Below are 18,918 nucleotides of genomic sequence, written 5' to 3'. Positions count from 1 at the left end.
TTCCCCCTATTAGGAGCGACCACGACATTCCTCGAAAACAAGCTGCAAGTAACGATGCCGACAATCAATCAGTTGGTTCGCCAGAACCGCAAGCCGTCCGTTAACAAGTCCAAGACGCCGTCGCTGGGTGGAAACCCCCAGAAGCGCGCAGTCTGCACGCGCGTCTACACGACGACCCCGCGTAAGCCGAACTCGGCTCTTCGTAAGGTCGCCCGTGTGCGCATGACCAACGGAAACGAAGTTACCGCCTACATCCCGGGCGAGGGTCACAACCTGCAGGAGCACTCTGTCGTGCTCGTGCGCGGCGGCGGCCCGAACGATCTTCCGGGCGTGCGCTACCGCGTGATCCGCGGCGTGCTCGACACCCAGGGCGTCAAGGATCGTAAGAAGCGTCGTTCGCTTTACGGCTCCAAGCGTCCGAAGTAAGCAGCGCCCGGGGCTGGCGCGCGGGGTCACTCCGCGCCGCCGCCCGATGCGCCGCAGCTTCGCATTCGTCGTGTGCGCAAGAACAATGCCCCTGGCCGTCGGCCGGGGGCATTTTTTGTGCGTTTTTGCGCGCCGGCATGGCTGCGAACGGCTTTTCGCGCTTCTTTTCTTGCAGAATTACGCAAAAGAAAACCGCCGGCACCAGGTGCGGCGGTTCTCGGAGCGTCTGAATCGTTCTTCGCCGATTGACGAAGGAGAAAGGTGTCAGGCGGCGATGCGCTTCTGGGCGCGGAAGGCGACCTGGCCACTCTCACGGCTGCGACGACGGTCTTCCGGGGAGATGTAGACGAGCGCGTGGTGCTCGTCGCAATAGGAGACGCCGGGAGCAACGCGGGAGCGGCACGGGAAGGTGTAGTCGCCACCTGTTCCCTCGGCCCACTTGCACTGTCCGGAGCGCGGCAAGCGAAGTTCGGTCATTGTCATACCTCTTGGAATGAGCGGGACGACCTTCCGAACGGCCTGTCGCTCTGAGAGCGCCAATGCATGGAGGGGGGCGAACCGCAAAAAAAGCCGGGCAGTGGATCTCGCCCGGCCGTCAAACACAGGTTTTATATAAGTGTCACATGGCCGCGAACCAAGCGCGAATCAGGCATGGGAGCCATGCTCATTTTGCAGTGCGGCATGTTGGTAAACGCAAGGCTTGCCGCCACCCGCACAACGGGTGAAGCGACGCGCCAGAGAGAGGTGACCGGCCTCAGCGTTCGCGTTCCTCGCGCAGGTTGGTGACGACGCGGCGGTTCTGGGCCTTGCATTCTTCCTCCGGGCAGGCGCGCACCTTGCGATCGGTGCCATAGCCCTTGGCCCAGAGCCTGTTTGCGGAAACCCCCTTGGAGACGAGATAGGCCATTGCCGCATCGGCCCGGCGGGTCGAGAGCGCGGTGTTGGCCGCGGCGCTGCCCGGATCGTCGGCGAAGCCCTGGATCTTGGCGAACCAGGAGCGGTTGGCCATGAGCCAGGCCGCCTGCTTGTCGAGGGTCATGCGCGCGGTCTCTTCGAGCTCGGCCGAGCCGGACTTGAAATAGCTGCGTCGACCGACATTGAGGATGAAGTCCTCCTCGCTGCCGGGCGAAAGATTGGCGAAACCGGCCACCGGCGCATTGGTGACATTGGGCGTCGCCGCCGTCTCCACGGTGTTGCAGCCGGCGAGCAGCAGGGGAAGGGCGAACGTTGCGGCGATGGCGGCAAGCGCCCGGCGCGGCGTGGCTGGGATCACGGTCGAAGCTCCTTTGAGCGCATGTGCGAGGGCCGCTCGCCTGGCTTGTCGTTCAGCCATTCTGCGGCTTTGCGCCGAGGTGCTCGAGCACGGAAACCCGTGTTCCGACCGGGCAGCGCTGATAGAGATCGACGATGTCTTCCGGGAACATGCGGATGCAGCCGGAGGAAACATCGGAGCCGATGCTCCAGGGTTCGAGCGTCCCGTGCAGCCGGTAGCCGGTGTCCCCGCCATCGTCGTTGTAGAGATACATGGCGCGGGGACCGAGCGGGTTGTTGGCGGCTCCCCCTTCGACCAGACGGGGCAGGTCCGGCTGGCGCTTCAGCATGTCGGGTGGCGGCACCCAGCGCGGCCACAGCGCCTTGCGCTTGATCTGGGCGCGGCCGTACCACTTGAAGCCCTCGCGGCCGACGCCGACGCCGTAGCGCAGCGCGGTGTCGTTCTCCCAGATCCAGTAGAGGTAATGGTTGCGGGTATCGATGACGACGGTGCCGGGCGATTCATGCGACAGGTACTTCACCATCTGCCGGCGCCACTGGGGCTTGATCACGTCGAAATTGGTTGCCCGATAGGCAAAGCCGTTGTCGCTCAGCGAGCCGACGAACCATTTCGAGGCGGCGATTGCCGGCATGGGAAAACTGGCAAGCGCCGCAAGCGCCGCGCCGCCGGTCAGAATGCCTCGTCGCGTAAACGGGGTGGTCATGCCGTCTCTCCTCCTCCCGGCAAGGTCACCTCAGGTCGGCTGCCGAACGCCCAAGAGGATCCGTAGCCGCCGCACATGTCGGAAGCATTACGATGCAAATGCGGGAAAAGGTCAATCCTGCGCAGCAGCGGCGTCCACCGGCTCGGCGCCCGCCGCACGCAGCGCCTCGCGGGTGTCAAGGTCGAGGCGCGCGGCCTCGCCGACCTCCACCTCCACGACCATGCCGGCGTTCTCGCCGATGACGTGACGCGCGCCGATATCTCCCTCGAGGCGGGCAAGGGCGCTGAAGAAGGCCCGGTCCCAGAGCACCGGATTGCCGCGTCTGCCGCCAGCGGTGGCGACGACGACGGCGCGTCCCGCCTCCGGCCGATAGGCGGCGATCAGCCGGTCGAGCGTATGCGCGTCGATCCGCGGCATGTCGGCAAGCAGGACCATTGCGGCATCTGCGTCGGCAGGCAGCGCCTGGACCCCGGTGCGGATCGACCCGGCCATTCCCTCCGCATGGTCGGGATTGTGAACGATGTCGACGTCGAGGCCGGCCAGCGCGTCGCGGATGTCCGCGTGCATGTGGCCGGTGACGACGATCAGCCGCGACAGGCTGCTTGCCAGTGCGTGCTCGGCGGCGATGCGCACGAGCGGGCGCCCGTCGATGCGCGCCAGCAGCTTGTTGACGCCCTCGGCCCGCCGCGACCTGCCAGCGGCAAGCAGGATGCCGGCGACCTTGCGCGGCTGCGGCACGGCCCTTGCCGTCTCCTCGCGCGGCTGGGGACGCGAGCCGATCTCCATCAGCAGCCCGCCGACACCCATCGACATGACGTCTTCCGGTGTGACCGGACAATCGGCCATCAAGCGGTCGAGCACCCAGTCGAAACCGTTCTCACTCGGGCTGCGGGCGCAACCCGGAGCGCCAATCACCGGCACCTTGCCGATCTCGCCAAGGAGCAGGAGGTTGCCCGGGTCGACGGGCATGCCGAAGTGGACGAGACGCCCGCCGGCCGCGTGAATCGCAGCCGGGATGACGTCGTCCCTGTCGACGATTGCCGAGGCGCCGAAAACCAGGATGAGGTCCGCCCCGCAGTGCGACAGCGCGCCGAGTGCCTCGGCAACGGCTCCGGTTTCATGCGCGACCCGGCGCTCGCTCGTCAGCGTCGAGCCCGAAACGGCCAGGCGCGCCTCGGTGATGCGCCGCGTCTTGTCCATGACCGAGGGTTTGAGATGGGCAAGCACGGTCGCCACCATCGCGACCTTGCGCGGGCGGAAGGGGGCGACGCGCACGGCCCGCGCGGCCGCTGCCTCCACGGCGCGAACGGAGGTCTCGCCAACGGCGAAGGGAATGACCTTGGCGGTCGCCACCATGCGTCCGCGCGACACGCGGGACCAGGCCGGCAGGGTTGCCAGCGTCAGCGCCGGGTCCACCCGGTTGACCGCGTCGACGGCCGCCTTGTCCACCACCAGGACGCCATCTGCGGCGGCCTGGAAATTGACCCGCCCGGTGAAAGGCGGCTCCAGCGTCAGGCCGCCGCCGTCGGCGGCGCGCGCCAGCCGTTCCGCCGCCCGGTCCTCGTGGCAGTCGTCGATCTCCAGGCGGGCAACGACGATCTCCTCGATGCCGGCCGCCAGCAGCCGCGCGATGTCATCTCCCGACAGCCGGCGCCCCTTCTTCAGGGCGCCATCGGCAAGGCGGATCGTGTGGGCGAGCAGGCAGTCCTCGCTCTCCCGGGTGGCGCGGGGTCCGAACTTCAAGGCCGGCGCTCCCCTCCCTTGCGCAGCGCGGCGATGACATTGGCAAGCACCGCGACTGCAATCTCGGCCGGCGATGCGGCACCGATATCGGCGCCGATGGGCGCGTCGATGCGCGCGAACGCGGCGTCCGTGACACCGGCCTCCAGCAGCCGCGTTCGGCGGGCGCCATGGGTCTTGCGGCTGCCGAGCGCGCCGACATAGAAGCAGTTCGCCTCCAGCGCGGCCTTCAGCGGGACGTCGTCGATCTTCGGGTCGTGGGTGAGGGCGGCAACGGCGGTGTAGGGATCGAGCGCCACATCGGCCAGAACATCCTCGGGCCATTCGGCAAGCAGACGCCCTCCGGCGAAGCGCTCGGGCGTGGCGAAGGCGGTGCGCGGATCGATGACCGTCACGTCGAAGCCGGCGATGCCGGCCATCGGCAGCAGCGCCTGGGCGATATGAACCGCGCCGATGAGCACGAGGCGTGGCGGCGGGACGCTGACCGTGAGGAATGCCCGGCTGCCGTCGGCGCCTTCGACGATGCCGGACTTGCCGGAGAGAAGCCGCGCCGAAATCTCCGTGCCAAAGGGATCGCTGGCCAGGTTGTCGAACAGGTCGTCGGCTTGTGTGACGATGCGCTGGCGACCGGCCGCGCCGGCCTCCAGCGGCGTGACAAGCACGACGGCGCGCCGGCCGCTGCGCGCCGCGTTGAAGCGCGAGAGAAGCTCGAGATCCATGCCTCAGCCCCTTCCGTCGTCGGCGGTGCCGGTGAGCGGCTCGACATAGACGCGGATGCGCCCGCCGCAGGACAGGCCGACGCGCCATGCGGTCTCGTCGGCGACACCGAACTCGAGCATGGCCGGAGTGCCGGTGGCGATGACGTCTTCGGCCTCCGCGACGACCGCGCCCTCGACGCAACCGCCGGAGACGGAGCCCTCGAAATTGCCCTTGGCGTCGATGACGAGATGCGCCCCGACCGGGCGCGGGGCCGAGCCCCAGGTCTCGATCACGGTGGCCAGCGCGACGTTGCGGCCCTCGCGCGCCCAGGCCTCGGCAAGTGTCAGCGGATCGGCTGCGGCAGCATCGTTCTGCATGGTGCGGATCTCCGTTTCCCGCCCGGACTATAGGCCCCAAGTGGGGCGTCTGCACAGGCCCGGCAAGGACGGGAGCGGCGATGGCCAGGCAAGGGCCTGACAAGGGAGCTCAAAAGCAAGGGGCGGGCCCGTTGCCGGACCCGCCCCCCTTGAGGTCTCGCGGTGCCTGATTTACTCGGCAGCGGCAGCCAGCGTCGGGGCGGCGGCCAGCACCGTGCCGTCCACATGGCTCTCGAACTTGGCGAAGTTCGACACGAACATCTCCACCAGCTTGGCGGCCTGTCGGTCGTAGGCGTCCTTGTCCGCCCAGGTAGAGCGCGGATCGAGGATCATCGGATCGACGCCAGGCACGGCGACCGGCACGGCGAAGCCGAAGTTCGCGTCGGTGCGGCACTCTGCGTCACGCAGCGAGCCGTCGAGAGCGGCGCCAAGCAGCGCGCGGGTGGCGCGGATCGGCATGCGGTGGCCGGTGCCATAGGCGCCGCCCGTCCAGCCGGTGTTGACCAGCCAGCAGTCGACCTCATGCTCTGCGATCAGCGCGCGCAGCAGGTTGCCGTATTCGGAGGGGTGGCGCGGCATGAACGGTGCGCCGAAGCAGGTCGAGAATGTCGCCTGCGGCTCGGTCACGCCCTTCTCGGTGCCGGCAACCTTCGCGGTGTAGCCGGACAGGAAGTGATACATGGCCTGCGCCGGGGTGAGCTTGGCGATCGGCGGCAGCACGCCGAAGGCATCCGCCGTCAGCATGATGATGTTCTGCGGGCACGGCGCGCGGCCGGTCTCGCTGGCGTTCGAGATGAAGTCGATCGGGTAGGCGCAGCGCGTGTTCTCCGTCTTGGAGCCATCGTCGAAGTCGACCGCGCGGGTCGCGGGATCCATGACGACGTTCTCCAGCACGGTGCCGAAGCGCTGGGTGGTGGAGAAGATCTCCGGCTCGGCCTCGGCGGACAGCTTGATCGTCTTGGCGTAGCAGCCGCCCTCGAAGTTGAACACGCCCTCCGGTCCCCAGCCGTGCTCGTCGTCGCCGATGAGCGTGCGCGAGGGGTCGGCCGAAAGGGTGGTCTTGCCGGTGCCCGAGAGGCCGAAGAAGACCGCCGTGTCGCCGTCGTCACCGACATTGGCCGAGCAGTGCATCGGCATGACGTTCTTCGCCGGCAGCAGGAAGTTCAGGAACGAGAAGACCGACTTCTTCATCTCGCCCGCATAGGAGGTGCCGCCGATCAGCACGATCTTGTTGGTGAAGTCGCAGGCGATGACGGTCTCGGTGCGGCAGCCGTGACGCGCGGGGTCGGCCTTGAAGCTCGGCAGGTCGATGATCGTCATCTCGGGCGAGAAGCCGGCGAGCTCGCTCGCCTGAGGGCGGATCAGCAGGTTGCGGATGAAGAGCGAGTGCCAGGCGTATTCGGTGAAGACGCGCACGCTCAGACGGTGGGCCGGGTCGGCGCCGCCGTAGAGATCCTGCGCGTAGAGCGACATGCCCTTGGCGTGGGCGATCATGTCCGCATGCAGCGTCGCAAAGGCTTCGGGCGTCATCGCGGCGGAATTGTCCCACCACACGCTGTCGCGGGTGGTGTCGTCGCACACGACGAACTTGTCCTTGGGCGAACGGCCCGTGTGCACGCCGGTTTCGACGACGAGCGCGCCGCCGGCGGCAAGCTCGCCCTCGCCCCGGCTCAGGGCATGCTCATAGAGCGCAGGTGCCGTGAGATTGTGATGAAGCTCGCCGAGCCCCGTCAGCCCGCCCGTGTCAACGGGAGCCGACTGCTGCCCTACGCCCTTGTCCGCCATGTTTCCTGGATCCCTGTTCGCTTCGCCGATGATGCGTTTGCATGTTCTTCCGGACGCGAGGTCGTCCGGTTTCTGCCGGACGCGAGATCGCCCGGAGTGCGTTGCCCCCTCCGCACGGCATGGCCGTTCCGGATGTGGCAAGACAACGCTGTCCATCTTCGTTTTGAGCAAGGCGAACCTAGTGGATGGGATTTCTTTCAACAAGCGAAACGAAGCTGTCGAAGGGTGCCTTAAATCGATTTAGTGCCGGATTATCCTTGCAGGTATTATTTTACTTGGAAAACTAATCGGATCGGGAAGCCGGCTTGCGTGGAATATTCATTTCATCTGCGGCCGGCGGGGAGGCCTCGCAGCGGGCGCGGACGGCGGCTGAAAAGAGGAAGCCGCCGGACGCAAGGGACGGCGATCTCGGCCGTGAGATGTTCCTTCGGCACTTGTCAGCCCTTGTGCTCGCCATAATTTATGCGCAATTGCAACGCCAAGCCTGATACACCGCTTACTGACAGATGAATGGGGGCCCGGCCGGGACCATGCCGACGATCGCGCTAGTTGATGACGACCGCAATATTCTGACTTCCGTTTCGATCGCGCTGGAAAGCGAGGGCTATCGCGTCTTTACCTATACGGACGGATCTTCCGCACTCGACAGGCTGATCACGGATCCGCCCGACCTTGCGATCTTCGACATCAAGATGCCGCGCATGGACGGCATGGAGCTGCTGCGGCGGCTGCGCCAGAAGTCCGACCTGCCGGTGATCTTCCTGACGTCGAAGGACGACGAGATCGACGAGCTGTTCGGCCTCAAGATGGGTGCCGACGACTTCATCCGCAAACCTTTCTCCCAGCGTCTGCTGGTCGAGCGGGTCAAGGCGGTGCTGCGGCGGGTCCAGCCGCGCGACGCGGCCGCGGTGAAGCCGGAAAGCGACAAGCTTCTCGAGCGTGGCGACCTGGTCATGGACCAGGAGCGCCATACCTCCATGTGGAAAGGGCAGCCGGTCACCCTCACGGTCACCGAGTTCCTGATCCTCTATGCGCTCGCGCAGCGCCCGGGCGTCGTCAAGAGCCGCAACGCGCTGATGGACGCCGCCTATGACGACCAGGTCTATGTCGACGACCGCACCATCGACAGCCACATCAAGCGGCTGCGCAAGAAGTTCAAGATCGTTGACGACAGTTTCGACATGATCGAGACCCTCTACGGCGTCGGCTACCGGTTCCGCGAAGGCTGAACCGCGCCGTCCGGCGGGCCTCGCCGGCAGGTCTCGCCCGCGCGCCGCGCGCGGGCATGATGCGAGTGTGCCAGAGAAGAGCGCGAATGACGGCCGATTCTGAGACAGATGCGGGCGGCGACGGTCGGGCGCGGGCGACGACGGCGCCTGCCTCCGGCGAACGCCCGGCCGCGCTCAGGACGCTCGGCAGCCGCCGCGTCCGCCGCCGCCTCCTCGGCCGCATCGGCGGGCTGCTCGGTCCCTATCTGACCTCCTCGCTGACCCGGCGCATCCTCGTGCTCAATCTTGCCGGCCTGTGCGCCATGGTCGGCGGCATTCTCTATCTCAACCAGTTCCGCGCCGGCCTGATCGACGCGCGCGTGCAGAGCCTGCTCACCCAGGGCGAGATCATCGCCGGCGCCATCGCCGCCTCCGCGACCGTCGAGACCGACGGGCTGATGGTCGACCCCGAGCAGTTGCTCCAGCTTCAGGCGGGCGAAAGCATCTCGCCGACGGACTCCGGCCGGCTGACCGACTTCCCGATCAACCCGGAGCGCGTCGCGCCAGTCCTGCGGCGGCTGATCTCGCCGACGCGCACACGCGCGCGGATCTACGATCCCGAGGGCATCCTGATCCTCGATTCGCGCCATCTCTACGCACGCGGCCAGATCCTGCGCTTCGACCTGCCGCCGCCAACGGCGGAGGAGCCGGGCATCTGGGACCGCTTCTGGGCCGACGTGAAGCTGTGGTTCCGGCGTGGCGACCTGCCGCTCTACGAGGAGATCGGCGCCGGCAACGGCCGCGCCTATCCCGAGGTCGAGGCGGCGCTCGCCGGGTCGCCGGCCAGTGTCGTGCGCGTCTCGCCGCGCGGCGAGCTCATCGTTTCGGTCGCCGTGCCGGTTCAGCGCTTCCGCGCCGTGCTCGGCTCGCTGCTGCTGTCTACCCAGGGCGGTGATATCGACGCCATCGTGCGCGCCGAGCGCGTCGCCATCGTCCGCGTCTTCCTGGTGGCGGCGACCGTGACCATGGTGCTCTCGATCCTGCTCGCCGGCACCATTGCCGGCCCGGTGCGCCGTCTCGCCGCCGCGGCCGAACGGGTGCGCCGGGGCATCAAATCGCGCGAGGAGATCCCGCAGTTTTCCGAGCGCCGCGACGAGATCGGCCATCTGGCGCGGGCCCTGCGCGACATGACCAATGCGCTTTACAACCGCATGGACGCGATCGAATCCTTCGCCGCCGACGTGGCGCACGAGCTGAAAAACCCGCTCACCTCGCTGCGCAGCGCGGTGGAAACCCTGCCGCTTGCCCGCAAGCCGGAGGCGCAGGCCCGGCTGATGGAGGTGATCCAGCACGACGTGCGCCGGCTCGACCGGCTGATCACCGACATTTCCGACGCCTCGCGGCTCGACGCCGAGCTGGCGCGGGCCGACGCCGGCCCGGTCGACGTGGCGACGCTGCTGCGCACCGTCAGCGATTTCGCCAATGAGCGCGCCGATGCTTCGGCGGCCCGCGTCGAGGTGGTGATCAAGCCCTCGCGCCGCGATCATCCCTACCGGGTACTTGGCCACGACAGCCGTCTGGCGCAGGTCGTCAACAATCTGGTCGACAACGCCCGCTCCTTCTCGCCGGAGGGCGGCAAGGTGGTGATCTCGGCGGCGCGCACGGCCGATGCGGTGATCATCACGGTCGATGATCAGGGGCCGGGCATCCGCGAGGACCTGCGCGACCGCATCTTCGAGCGCTTCTATACCGACCGGCCGGAGGCGGAGGGCTTCGGCAACAATTCCGGCCTCGGCCTGTCGATCTCACGCCAGATTGTCGAGGCTCACCGCGGCACGATCTCGGTCGAGAACCGGGAGGAGACCGACCCGGACACGGGAGAGGCGAGGGTGCTGGGCGCCCGCTTCACGGTGACGCTGCCGGCGGAGAGGAAGTCGTGAGCAAGCCGGGCGCTCCGCCCGCCAGCGTGCACGGCACCTGCGTCCTCGTCGGCGCCTCGGGCGTGCTGCTGCGCGGCGCCTCGGGGGCGGGCAAGTCCCGGATTGCCGACCTGCTGGTCAGCGCGGCACGCGGGCGCGGGCGCTTCGCCGCCCATGTGGCCGACGACAGGGTGGTGCTCCGCACCGGTGCGGGCCGGCTTCTGGCGGCCGCGCCGGAAGCGCTCGCCGGCCTTTGGGAACGGCGTGGCGAGGGCATCGTGCCCATTGTCGCGGAGCGTGCCGCGGTGCTGCGGCTCGTCGTCGACCTGCTGCCCGCGCAGGACATCGAGCGTCTTCCGCCGCCGGACGACCTTTCGGCGGAAATTCTCGGCATTCGCCTCGCGCGGCTGGTGTTTCCGGCATCGGATCCGGCTGGCGTCGCCCTGACAATTCTGTCAAGGCTTTGATCGGCAAGCGCTTTGCGGTGCACTTTGGCGCCATCTGGCGAAAAACCATGCAGAACGCGCCGATTTTCCTTGCACTGCAATGCAGGCTTGCGGACATTGGGCGCCCGGCCAGCGAATGGTCCGGTCGGTTCGGTTTTGCGTAAACAAATGCAGAGCCGCTCGTCCGGTCGCCGGGGGGCAGCGCGGCCGGCGTGAAAACAAACCCGGCGTGAAAATAAACAATGACGGACAGGGCATGATCGGACTCGTACTCGTCACTCACGGGCGCCTGGCGGAAGAGTTCAAGTCGGCACTGGAGCATGTCGTGGGACCGCAAGAGCAGATCGCGACGATCTGCATCGGCCCGGACGACGACATGGAGCAGCGCCGCCAGGACATTCTCGCCGCTGTCGAGGAGGTCAACGACGGCCAGGGCGTTGTGCTTCTCACCGACATGTTCGGCGGCACCCCGTCCAACCTCGCGATCTCGGTGATGGACGGGACCCAGATCGAGGTCATCGCGGGCGTGAACCTGCCGATGCTGATCAAGCTCGCCAGCGTGCGTGCCGACAGCGCGGTCGCTGCCGCCGTGGAGGAAGCTCGCAAGGCCGGTCAGAAGTACATTTCCGTCGCGAGCCAGGTTCTGTCCGGTCACGGCTGAACGAGACAGGAAGATGCCCCAAGCCGCAACCGAAACACCCGACCGCGAACTCGTCATCGTCAACCGACGGGGCTTGCACGCGCGTGCTTCCGCCAAGCTCGTCAAGCTGGTCGAAACCTTCGATGCCCAGGTGACCGTCACCAGGGACGGACAGTCCGTCGGCGGCACGTCGATCATGGGTCTGATGATGCTTGCCGCCAGTCCGGGCTGCTGCATTCGTGTCAGCGCCTCCGGCCGCGAGGCCGATGCGGCGCTTGCCGCGATCGCCGAACTGGTCGAAGGCGGCTTCGGCGAGACCGACTGACCCCGCGCCCCACGCCTTGGCTCCTTCTTCGATATCCTGGTGATGCCCTGGGGCTTGCGATGCTGGCCCTTGAACAGCGCTTTGAGAGACTGCTAGGGTCGCGCCGGGCACCGTCCCGAATGTCATTGCGCGCCGAGCCGCGCATTATCCGGGCTGCGGCCGAGCCGGATCACTGTATCCCGCCGCCGATGGTCCGGCCCATTATCGGGCCCTTGCATGACTTCAACAGACCTTGCGACCGCACTCACATCCACCCGGTTCGGGCGGATTGCGGCGACCCTTCCCGTGTCCGACATGGCCCGCGCGCTGGCCTTCTACGAGCACGGCCTCGGCTTCGAGCGTGTTTTCCAGAATGGCGACCCGGTCGGCTTCGTCATACTGAAACGCGATGATGCCGAAGTGCACCTGACGCTCCAGCCCGGGCACAAGCCGCCGGCCTTTGCCGTCGCGCACATGATGGTCGGGGATGTCGATGCCCTGCACGCCCTGGTGCGCTCCTTCGGCCTGCGCATCCTGAAGGGATTGAGAACCCACGACTACGGCCTGCGGGCCTTCGTCTTCGCGGATCCCGACGGGAATCGGATCGACGTGGCCGGACCGGTTCGGGACAGTTCGGCAAACGGGACATAAAGAAATCTTTATATCCTTATTGCTTTGTATCGCATCCCGGCTTATAAGCCTGTCGGGGTTCCGGCGCCGGCCGGACCATGTTTCGTTCTGGCCGGTGTCAGGCGCAGCCGTCCGCCCTGGAGCTGGATGATGCGCCGCAAGATTGCCGCCTGCGGGTCGGGGGATCCGTGGCGGGGGCGAATGGCCCAGCGAACCACGACGTTCAACGAAAAGCGAGCGAACGACACCGATGAGCACCGCAACCGATTACTACGTCAAGGATATCTCTCTCGCCGACTACGGTCGTAAGGAGATCGATATCGCCGAGACCGAGATGCCCGGCCTGATGGCCTGCCGCGAAGAGTTTGGCGAGAAGAAGCCGCTCAAGGGCGCGCGCATTGCCGGCTCGCTGCACATGACCATCCAGACGGCCGTGCTGATCGAGACGCTCGTCGCGCTCGGCGCCGAGGTGCGCTGGGCGTCCTGCAACATCTTCTCGACGCAGGACCATGCGGCATCCGCGATCGCGGCCGCCGGCATTCCGGTGTTCGCCGAGAAGGGCGAGACCCTTGAGGAATACTGGGACTATGCCGACCGCATCTTCCAGTTCAAGGAAGGCACGGCGAACCTGATCCTCGACGACGGTGGTGACGCCACCATGTACATCCTGCTTGGCGCGCGCGCCGAGGCGGGCGAGGACGTTCTTTCCAATCCGGGCTCCGAGGAGGAGAAGGTTCTCTTCGCCCAGATCCGCAAGCGCCTTGCCGCGAGCCCTGGCTGGTTCACCCGCCAGCGCGACGACATCAAGGGCGTCTCCGAGGAGACGACGACGGGCGTCAACCGTCTGTACCAGCTCAAGGCCAAGGGCCTGCTGCCGTTCCCGGCGATCAACGTCAACGACAGCGTCACCAAGTCGAAGTTCGACAACAAGTACGGCTGCAAGGAAAGCCTGGTCGACGGCATCCGTCGCGGCACCGACGTGATGATGGCCGGCAAGGTCGCCGTCGTGTGCGGCTACGGCGATGTGGGCAAGGGCTCCGCAGCCAGCCTCAGCGGCGCCGGTGCGCGCGTGCGCGTCACCGAAGTCGACCCGATCTGCGCCCTGCAGGCCGCCATGGACGGCTTCGAGGTCGTGACGCTCGAGACGGCCGCTCCGACCGCCGACATCGTCATCACCACGACCGGCAACAAGGACGTCGTGACGCTCGAGCACATGCGCCTTCTCAAGGACATGGCGATCGTCGGCAACATCGGCCACTTCGACAATGAGATCCAGGTCGAGGCGCTGAAGAACTACAAGTGGACCAACGTCAAGCCGCAGGTCGACATGGTCGAGTTCCCTGACGGCAAGCGCATGATCCTTCTCTCCGAGGGGCGTCTGCTCAACCTCGGCAATGCCACCGGTCACCCGAGCTTCGTCATGTCGGCGAGCTTCACCAACCAGGTGCTTGCCCAGATCGAGCTGTGGACGCGCACGGAGAAGTACGAGAAGGACGTCTACGTGCTGCCGAAGCACCTCGACGAGCGCGTTGCGCGTCTCCATCTCGCCAAGCTCGGCGTCGAGCTCTCCGAGCTCAGCAAGGAGCAGGCCGACTACATCGGTGTCCCGGTCTCCGGGCCGTTCAAGCCGGAACACTACCGCTACTGATCGCGCTGACGCGCCGTTTCCGGCGCGTTTCGCCCGATAGCTGACCTGTTGACGGGGGCTGTGGATGACACGGCCCCCGTTTACTTTTCGGTAACGCACTCTTCTTCGCGATTCGGCTTTGCGCTATGGTCTTTGCGAATCGGTCGGTTCGTGAGGCAGAACTGATCCGGTGGGCCGTTTCGGCCAAAATGCGGCGGTAAAGGATCGAGCGAATGCCGGGGGACGGCTTGCAACACGCGTGTGGTAATCGCGCGTGGCGGAACGGGAGTCTGAAATCGCTTTTGCGGTCCGGTTCCGCATTGGCGGCTCTGGTGTCCGTGTCCGCGAGCGCCTCCGCTCATGAGAGCAGCGCGCTCGGGACGGCCTTTTCCCTTTCGCCCGTCGATGCCGAGAAAGTCGTTTGGATCGCCGCCATCGGCGGTGCCGTCGCCTTTGCCGTCACCGCCACCGTCGCACTGATGCGCCGCAACCGTGCTTCGGCCGCCGCACTTGCACAAGCGCGCGAGACCGGCGCCCGGCTTGCCGCGCGCGTCGACCGGCTGGAGAGCCTCATCGCCTCCGACGATCAGCGCATCGTCGTCTGGCATGACGACGCCGAGCCGATGGTTGCCGGCGTGCTCGACGAGAATTCCGGCGTTCCCCGCTCCGCCTCGCGTCTGCTCGCCTTCGGCACCTGGCTCGACTCCAAGCCCGCCGCCATGCTCGACCATGCGGTGGCGCGGCTGCGCAAGGAAGGCGAGCCCTTCCATCTCGTGGTGACGACGAGCGCCGGCGGACTGGTCGAGGTGCGCGGCCGCGTTGCCGCCAGCGCGCCGATGTTGCGCCTGCGCGACCTGACCGGCGAGCGCAAGACCCACGCCTTGCTTGCCAGCCGGCACGACGCCCAGACGCGCGAACTGGCGATGATGCGGGCCATGCTGGACGGCTTTGCCGGGCCGGCGTGGCTGCGCGACGACGATGGCGCGCTGGTCTGGGTCAACGCCGCCTATGCGCGGGCGGTTGAAGTCGCCGATCCCGAGACCGCGATTGAAACGGGCACCGAGTTCCTCGACGAGAAGGGGCGCGGCATCATCGAGAAGGGACGCGGCGGAGACGGCTTCGCGCGGGCGCGCATGCCCATCGTCGCCGCCGGCGCGCGGCGGATCTTCGATGTCACCCATCTGGTCGCCGACAATGCCGCCGGCGGCATCGCCGTCGATGTCAGCGAGCTGGAGAACGTGCGCCAGGAGCTTGGCCGCACCATCGATTTCCACGCCCGCACCCTCGACCAGCTCGCCACCGCCGTCGCCATTTATGGCGCCGACCGCAGGCTGCAGTTCTACAATGCCGCGTTCCGGGCGCTGTGGGACCTCGATTCAAACTTCCTCGAGCAGATGCCGACCGATGGCGCGCTTCTCGATGCGCTGCGCGCGGCGCGCAAGCTGCCCGAGCAGGCGGACTATCGCGGCTGGCGCAACAAGCTGCTGGAGAGCTACACCTCGCTCGAGCCGCGCGAGTTCTGGTGGCATCTGCCGGACGGGCGCACGCTGCGCGTCATCGCCAACCCGCACCCGCAGGGCGGTGTCACCTACATCTACGAGAATGTCACCGAGCGGCTCGACCTGGAGAGCCGCTACAATTCGCTGATCCGTGTTCAGGGCGAAACGCTCGACAATCTGTCCGAGGCGGTCGCCGTGTTCGGCTCCGACGGACGCCTGCGTCTGTGGAACCCGGCTTTCGAGCGGATCTGGAGCCTCGCCGACGAGCGGCTCGGCGACAGCCCGCATATCACCCGCATCGTCGACCAGCCGATGCTGGAGCCAGACGAGGCGGAGACCTGGAAGCGCCTTGTCACGGCGGTGACGAGCCTTGCCGACAACCGCGAGCCGGTGTTCGGCCGGATGGATCGCGAGAATGGCGAGGCGATTGACTACGCCACGGTGCCGCTGCCCGATGGCGGCACGCTGGTGACCTTCGTCAATGTGACGGACTCGGTGAATATCGAGCGCGCGCTGCTGGACAAGAATGAGGCTCTGGAACAGGCCGACCAGCTCAAGAACGCCTTCATCCAGCATGTTTCGTATGAGTTGCGTTCGCCGCTGACCAACATCATCGGCTTCGCCCAGCTCCTATCCGATCCGAAGTTCGGGCCGCTGACGACGAAGCAGAGCGAATATGTCGACTACATCCTGTCGTCGTCCTCGGCGCTGCTGGCCATCATCAACGACATTCTCGACCTCGCCACGATCGATGCCGGCATCATGGAGCTTGACGTCTCCTCGGTCGACGTTGCCCGCACCGTGCAGGCGGCGGTCGAGGGGCTCAAGGATCGGCTGGCCGACAGCGGCATCTCGCTCAACCTCGACATTGCGCCGAATGTCGGCGTGATCGAGGCCGACGAAAGACGTCTGCGCCAGGTGCTGTTCAATCTGCTCTCCAACGCATTGCGCTTCTCCGATGTCGGCGGGGCCATCGATGTCGCCTGCACGCGCGAGAACGGGACGCTGGAATTCATGGTCCGCGATCATGGCTGCGGCATTCCCGAAGACATGCTTGACCAGGTCTTTGCCAGGTTCGTCGGCCGCGACGCCGGATCGCGGCGGCGTGGAGCCGGGCTCGGACTGTCCATCGTCAAGAGCTTCGTCGAGCTGCATGGCGGCGCGGTCGACATCGAGTCGGAAGAGGGGGTCGGCACGCGTGTCGTCTGCCGATTTCCCGTCTCCCCCGAAGCCATCCAGCACGCCGCCGAATAGCTGAGCGACATGCAGCAGCCGCCGCGTCCCTCCCAGGCGTCCGGGCCGAGCGTGAATGGCGCCGGCGAGATTTCCCTCACCTGTTGCGATGAGGCGGCGACCTGTCGTCTCGCCGAGGACCTGGCGATGGTGCTCGCGCCCGGCGATTGCCTCTGCCTCGTCGGTGATCTGGGCGCTGGCAAGTCGACCCTCGCCCGCGCCCTGCTGCGCGCGCTGGCCGATGACGACGCGCTCGAGGTGCCGAGCCCGACCTTCACGCTGGTGCAGGGCTATGCCCTGCGCCGCTTTCCCGTTGCCCATCTTGATCTCTACCGCCTGGAAGATCCGCAAGAGGCCGACGAGCTTGGGCTCGACGACATGCTGGAGACGGGTGCGGCACTGGTTGAATGGCCGGAGCGTGCGCCCGATCACATTCCCGCCAGCCGGCTGGTGATACGGATCGGTCCGGCCGGGGAGGGCGACGACGCCCGCCAGGTGCAGTTGTCCTGGGAAAGCGGGACCTGGGGCGGGCGCATCGTGCGGACCCTGGCCATCCGCGCGCTTCTCGCCAAGGCCGGGTTCGACATGGCGCGCCGGCGCTACTTCCAGGGCGATGCCTCCCCGCGCCGCTACGAGGTGATCACGCAAGAGGGACGCAGCGCGATCCTGATGAACGCCGATCCGGCGGCCCGACCGTCTTCGCCGCCGTTGCGCGACGGCCTCAGCTACGCCGAGATCGTGCATCTGCCGGACACCATCGACGCGGTGGCGGCGGTCTGCGAGGCGCTGCGCGCGCGCGGCCTTGCCGCCCCGGCGCTGCTTGCCGCAGATCTCGACGCCGGTCTGGTGCTGCAGGAGGATCTCGGGCGCGACGGCGTGCTCGTCGACGGCCGCCCCGACCCGCAGCGCTATGCGGCGGCGATGGATGTGCTGGCAGACCTGCATGCCGCCCCGCCGCAAGAGGTGCTGCCGCTGCCCGCCGGCATCGGTGGTGGCGAGAGCTACCGGCTCCCGCATTTCGACATGGACGCCTTCCTGACGGAGGCGGATCTCTATCCCGACTGGTATCTGCCGGCCGCCGGCGTCGAGGTGACGCAGGCGCTGCGCGCGGAGTTCCATGCCCTGTGGAGGCCGCTGCTTGCGGCCGCGCAGGCCCGTCCGCAGACCTGGGTCCTGCGCGACTATCATTCGCCGAACCTGATCTGGCGCGGCGACAGGCAGGGAACCGACCGGATCGGCATCGTCGACACCCAGGACACGGTGATCGGCCCGGATGCCTATGACGTCGCCTCGCTGGCGATGGACGCGCGCGTCACCGTGCCAAGAGATCTGGAGGCCGCGTTGGTCGCACGCTACGTCACACGGCGGCAGGCATGCGACGCGGGCTTCGACGCGGCTGGCTTCCGGCGCGACTACGCGGTCATGGCCGCGCAGCGGGCGACAAAGATCCTCGGCGTCTTCGTGCGCCTCGACCGGCGGGACGGCAAGCCGCAGTATCTCGCTCACCTGCCGCGCGTGCGCGACTATCTCGCCCGCGCGCTCGACGACCCCGCGCTTGCGCCGCTGCGCCGCTGGTTCGCGGGTGTAGACGAGGAAATGGCCGCCCTGCTCGCGCCGGGCCGGAACTGACCACACAACGAAAGGGAGGCAGACTTGGCCAGCCATCCGACCCGGGCGATCGTGCTTTCCGCCGGGCTTGGCACGCGCATGCGCCCGCTCACCGACACGCGCCCCAAGCCGCTGATCGAGGTCGCCGGGCGCTCGTTGCTCGACAGGGCTCGCGACAAGCTCGCCGTCGCCGATGTCGACGTCTGCGTTGTCAACGTGCACTACCTTGCTGACCAGGTGGAGGCGCATGTGGCCGGCTGGCAGGGTACGCCAAGACCGGAGATCTCCGACGAACGCGCCGAGCTTCTGGAAACCGGTGGCGGAATCTTAAGGGCCTTGCCGCTTCTGGGCGAAGCGCCGTTCTTCCTGCTCAACTCCGACAGCACATGGATCGAGGGCGAGACGCCGGCGCTCGACAGTCTTCGCGCGCTTTGGGACGATGGCGAGATGGATGCGCTCCTGCTGCTCGCCGAACGCAGCCGGGCGGTCGGCTTTGATGGAGCCGGCGACTTCTTCCGCGACGGGGTGGGGCGGCTTGCCCGGCGCGGCGCGCGCGCCGAGGCGCCCTTCGCCTATGCAGGCGCGGCGATCCTGCACCCGCGCCTCTTCACGGATGCGCCGCAGGGGGCCTTTTCGCTCAACCGGCTCTTCGACGTGGCGATTGCCGCCGGCAGGCTCTACGGTGTGCCGATGGCCGGCACCTGGCTTCATGTGGGCACGCCGCAGGCGGTCGTCGACGCGGAACGCGCCATCGCCGATACGGCGCGCTGACGGGCCCGCCGCCTGCCCGCTTCGCCGCCC

General features: G+C 67.3%; 18 protein-coding genes. 11 read left to right on the top strand and 7 right to left on the bottom strand.

Going from position 1 to position 18,918, the window contains the following annotated elements:
- Positions 1–54: 54 nt before the first annotated feature.
- On the top strand, positions 55–426 hold the full coding sequence (gene rpsL / locus ACSLUQ_RS14010; protein ID WP_293719129.1) for a 30S ribosomal protein S12: 372 nt from the start codon (positions 55–57) through the stop codon (positions 424–426).
- 264 nt (positions 427–690) lie between these two features.
- Here the strand turns inward: rpsL and ACSLUQ_RS14005 are convergent, their stop codons facing one another.
- From ACSLUQ_RS14005 to ACSLUQ_RS13975, 7 genes are all read right to left on the bottom strand, one after another.
- Positions 691–903, bottom strand: a complete 213-nt coding sequence (locus ACSLUQ_RS14005; RefSeq protein ID WP_417771919.1) for a hypothetical protein — start codon at positions 901–903, stop codon at positions 691–693.
- 277 nt (positions 904–1,180) lie between these two features.
- Positions 1,181–1,696 carry an OmpA family protein gene (locus ACSLUQ_RS14000; protein WP_461808995.1) on the bottom strand — a complete coding sequence of 172 codons (516 nt, stop codon included), beginning with the start codon at positions 1,694–1,696 and terminating at the stop codon, positions 1,181–1,183.
- A 55-nt stretch (positions 1,697–1,751) separates the two neighbouring features.
- Positions 1,752–2,402 (bottom strand): L,D-transpeptidase, encoded by a 651-nt coding sequence (locus ACSLUQ_RS13995; RefSeq protein ID WP_461808868.1) that lies wholly within the window; start codon positions 2,400–2,402, stop codon positions 1,752–1,754.
- A gap of 111 nt (positions 2,403–2,513) precedes the next feature.
- A complete protein-coding gene (locus ACSLUQ_RS13990) occupies positions 2,514–4,145 on the bottom strand; it encodes an NTP transferase domain-containing protein (protein WP_461808867.1) in 1,632 nt (543 codons plus the stop codon).
- Positions 4,142–4,861 (bottom strand): XdhC family protein, encoded by a 720-nt coding sequence (locus ACSLUQ_RS13985; protein WP_461808866.1) that lies wholly within the window; start codon positions 4,859–4,861, stop codon positions 4,142–4,144. The genes ACSLUQ_RS13990 and ACSLUQ_RS13985 overlap by 4 nt, the downstream gene beginning before the upstream one ends.
- Before the next feature lie 3 nt (positions 4,862–4,864).
- A complete protein-coding gene (locus ACSLUQ_RS13980; RefSeq protein WP_461808865.1) occupies positions 4,865–5,218 on the bottom strand; it encodes an XdhC family protein in 354 nt (117 codons plus the stop codon).
- A gap of 171 nt (positions 5,219–5,389) precedes the next feature.
- Positions 5,390–7,003 (bottom strand): phosphoenolpyruvate carboxykinase, encoded by a 1,614-nt coding sequence (locus ACSLUQ_RS13975; protein ID WP_461808864.1) that lies wholly within the window; start codon positions 7,001–7,003, stop codon positions 5,390–5,392.
- A gap of 530 nt (positions 7,004–7,533) precedes the next feature.
- Here ACSLUQ_RS13975 and ACSLUQ_RS13970 point away from each other — a divergent pair.
- The 10 genes from ACSLUQ_RS13970 (at position 7,534) to ACSLUQ_RS13925 (ending at position 18,888) form a co-directional block, all read left to right on the top strand.
- The gene (locus ACSLUQ_RS13970) at positions 7,534–8,232 is read left to right on the top strand and encodes a response regulator transcription factor (protein WP_417771926.1); all 699 of its coding nucleotides are present in this window, start codon (positions 7,534–7,536) and stop codon (positions 8,230–8,232) included.
- A gap of 86 nt (positions 8,233–8,318) precedes the next feature.
- Positions 8,319–10,151 carry a stimulus-sensing domain-containing protein gene (locus ACSLUQ_RS13965; RefSeq protein WP_417771927.1) on the top strand — a complete coding sequence of 611 codons (1,833 nt, stop codon included), beginning with the start codon at positions 8,319–8,321 and terminating at the stop codon, positions 10,149–10,151.
- Complete coding sequence (locus tag ACSLUQ_RS13960) at positions 10,148–10,597, top strand: HPr kinase/phosphorylase (RefSeq protein ID WP_461808863.1); 450 nt, start codon at positions 10,148–10,150, stop codon at positions 10,595–10,597. Before ACSLUQ_RS13965 ends, ACSLUQ_RS13960 begins: the two co-directional genes overlap by 4 nt.
- 235 nt (positions 10,598–10,832) lie before the next feature.
- The gene (locus ACSLUQ_RS13955) at positions 10,833–11,237 is read left to right on the top strand and encodes a PTS sugar transporter subunit IIA (protein WP_417771929.1); all 405 of its coding nucleotides are present in this window, start codon (positions 10,833–10,835) and stop codon (positions 11,235–11,237) included.
- A 13-nt stretch (positions 11,238–11,250) separates the two neighbouring features.
- Complete coding sequence (locus tag ACSLUQ_RS13950; protein ID WP_417771930.1) at positions 11,251–11,541, top strand: HPr family phosphocarrier protein; 291 nt, start codon at positions 11,251–11,253, stop codon at positions 11,539–11,541.
- A gap of 216 nt (positions 11,542–11,757) precedes the next feature.
- On the top strand, positions 11,758–12,171 hold the full coding sequence (locus ACSLUQ_RS13945; protein WP_461808862.1) for a glyoxalase superfamily protein: 414 nt from the start codon (positions 11,758–11,760) through the stop codon (positions 12,169–12,171).
- A 229-nt stretch (positions 12,172–12,400) separates the two neighbouring features.
- Positions 12,401–13,798 (top strand): adenosylhomocysteinase, encoded by a 1,398-nt coding sequence (ahcY, locus tag ACSLUQ_RS13940; protein WP_417771932.1) that lies wholly within the window; start codon positions 12,401–12,403, stop codon positions 13,796–13,798.
- A gap of 311 nt (positions 13,799–14,109) precedes the next feature.
- Entirely contained in the window at positions 14,110–16,530 is a 2,421-nt protein-coding gene (locus ACSLUQ_RS13935) for a sensor histidine kinase (protein ID WP_417771933.1), read from the top strand.
- Between the two features lie 9 nt (positions 16,531–16,539).
- Positions 16,540–18,138, top strand: a complete 1,599-nt coding sequence (gene tsaE / locus ACSLUQ_RS13930) for a tRNA (adenosine(37)-N6)-threonylcarbamoyltransferase complex ATPase subunit type 1 TsaE (protein WP_461808861.1) — start codon at positions 16,540–16,542, stop codon at positions 18,136–18,138.
- A 24-nt stretch (positions 18,139–18,162) separates the two neighbouring features.
- A complete protein-coding gene (locus tag ACSLUQ_RS13925; RefSeq protein WP_461808860.1) occupies positions 18,163–18,888 on the top strand; it encodes a nucleotidyltransferase family protein in 726 nt (241 codons plus the stop codon).
- Positions 18,889–18,918: the final 30 nt, after the last annotated feature.

It is taken from the genome of Stappia sp. ICDLI1TA098 (assembly GCF_054880955.1).
The sequence above is the reverse complement of the archived record's forward strand: the minus strand, read 5'-3'. Positions and strand labels throughout refer to the sequence as shown.

Bases quoted from the DNA above. Each gene is read 5' to 3' on its own strand.
- ACSLUQ_RS14005 (WP_417771919.1), bottom strand. From the start codon at position 903: ATGACCGAACTTCGCTTGCCGCGCTCCGGACAGTGCAAGTGGGCCGAG.
- ahcY (WP_417771932.1), top strand. From the start codon at position 12,401: ATGAGCACCGCAACCGATTACTACGTCAAGGATATCTCTCTCGCCGAC.
- ACSLUQ_RS13985 (WP_461808866.1), bottom strand. From the start codon at position 4,861: ATGGATCTCGAGCTTCTCTCGCGCTTCAACGCGGCGCGCAGCGGCCGG.
- ACSLUQ_RS13980 (WP_461808865.1), bottom strand. From the start codon at position 5,218: ATGCAGAACGATGCTGCCGCAGCCGATCCGCTGACACTTGCCGAGGCC.
- ACSLUQ_RS13975 (WP_461808864.1), bottom strand. From the start codon at position 7,003: ATGGCGGACAAGGGCGTAGGGCAGCAGTCGGCTCCCGTTGACACGGGC.
- ACSLUQ_RS13945 (WP_461808862.1), top strand. From the start codon at position 11,758: ATGACTTCAACAGACCTTGCGACCGCACTCACATCCACCCGGTTCGGG.
- tsaE (WP_461808861.1), top strand. From the start codon at position 16,540: ATGCAGCAGCCGCCGCGTCCCTCCCAGGCGTCCGGGCCGAGCGTGAAT.
- rpsL (WP_293719129.1), top strand. From the start codon at position 55: ATGCCGACAATCAATCAGTTGGTTCGCCAGAACCGCAAGCCGTCCGTT.
- ACSLUQ_RS13950 (WP_417771930.1), top strand. From the start codon at position 11,251: ATGCCCCAAGCCGCAACCGAAACACCCGACCGCGAACTCGTCATCGTC.
- ACSLUQ_RS13965 (WP_417771927.1), top strand. From the start codon at position 8,319: ATGACGGCCGATTCTGAGACAGATGCGGGCGGCGACGGTCGGGCGCGG.
- ACSLUQ_RS13970 (WP_417771926.1), top strand. From the start codon at position 7,534: ATGCCGACGATCGCGCTAGTTGATGACGACCGCAATATTCTGACTTCC.
- ACSLUQ_RS13995 (WP_461808868.1), bottom strand. From the start codon at position 2,402: ATGACCACCCCGTTTACGCGACGAGGCATTCTGACCGGCGGCGCGGCG.
- ACSLUQ_RS13955 (WP_417771929.1), top strand. From the start codon at position 10,833: ATGATCGGACTCGTACTCGTCACTCACGGGCGCCTGGCGGAAGAGTTC.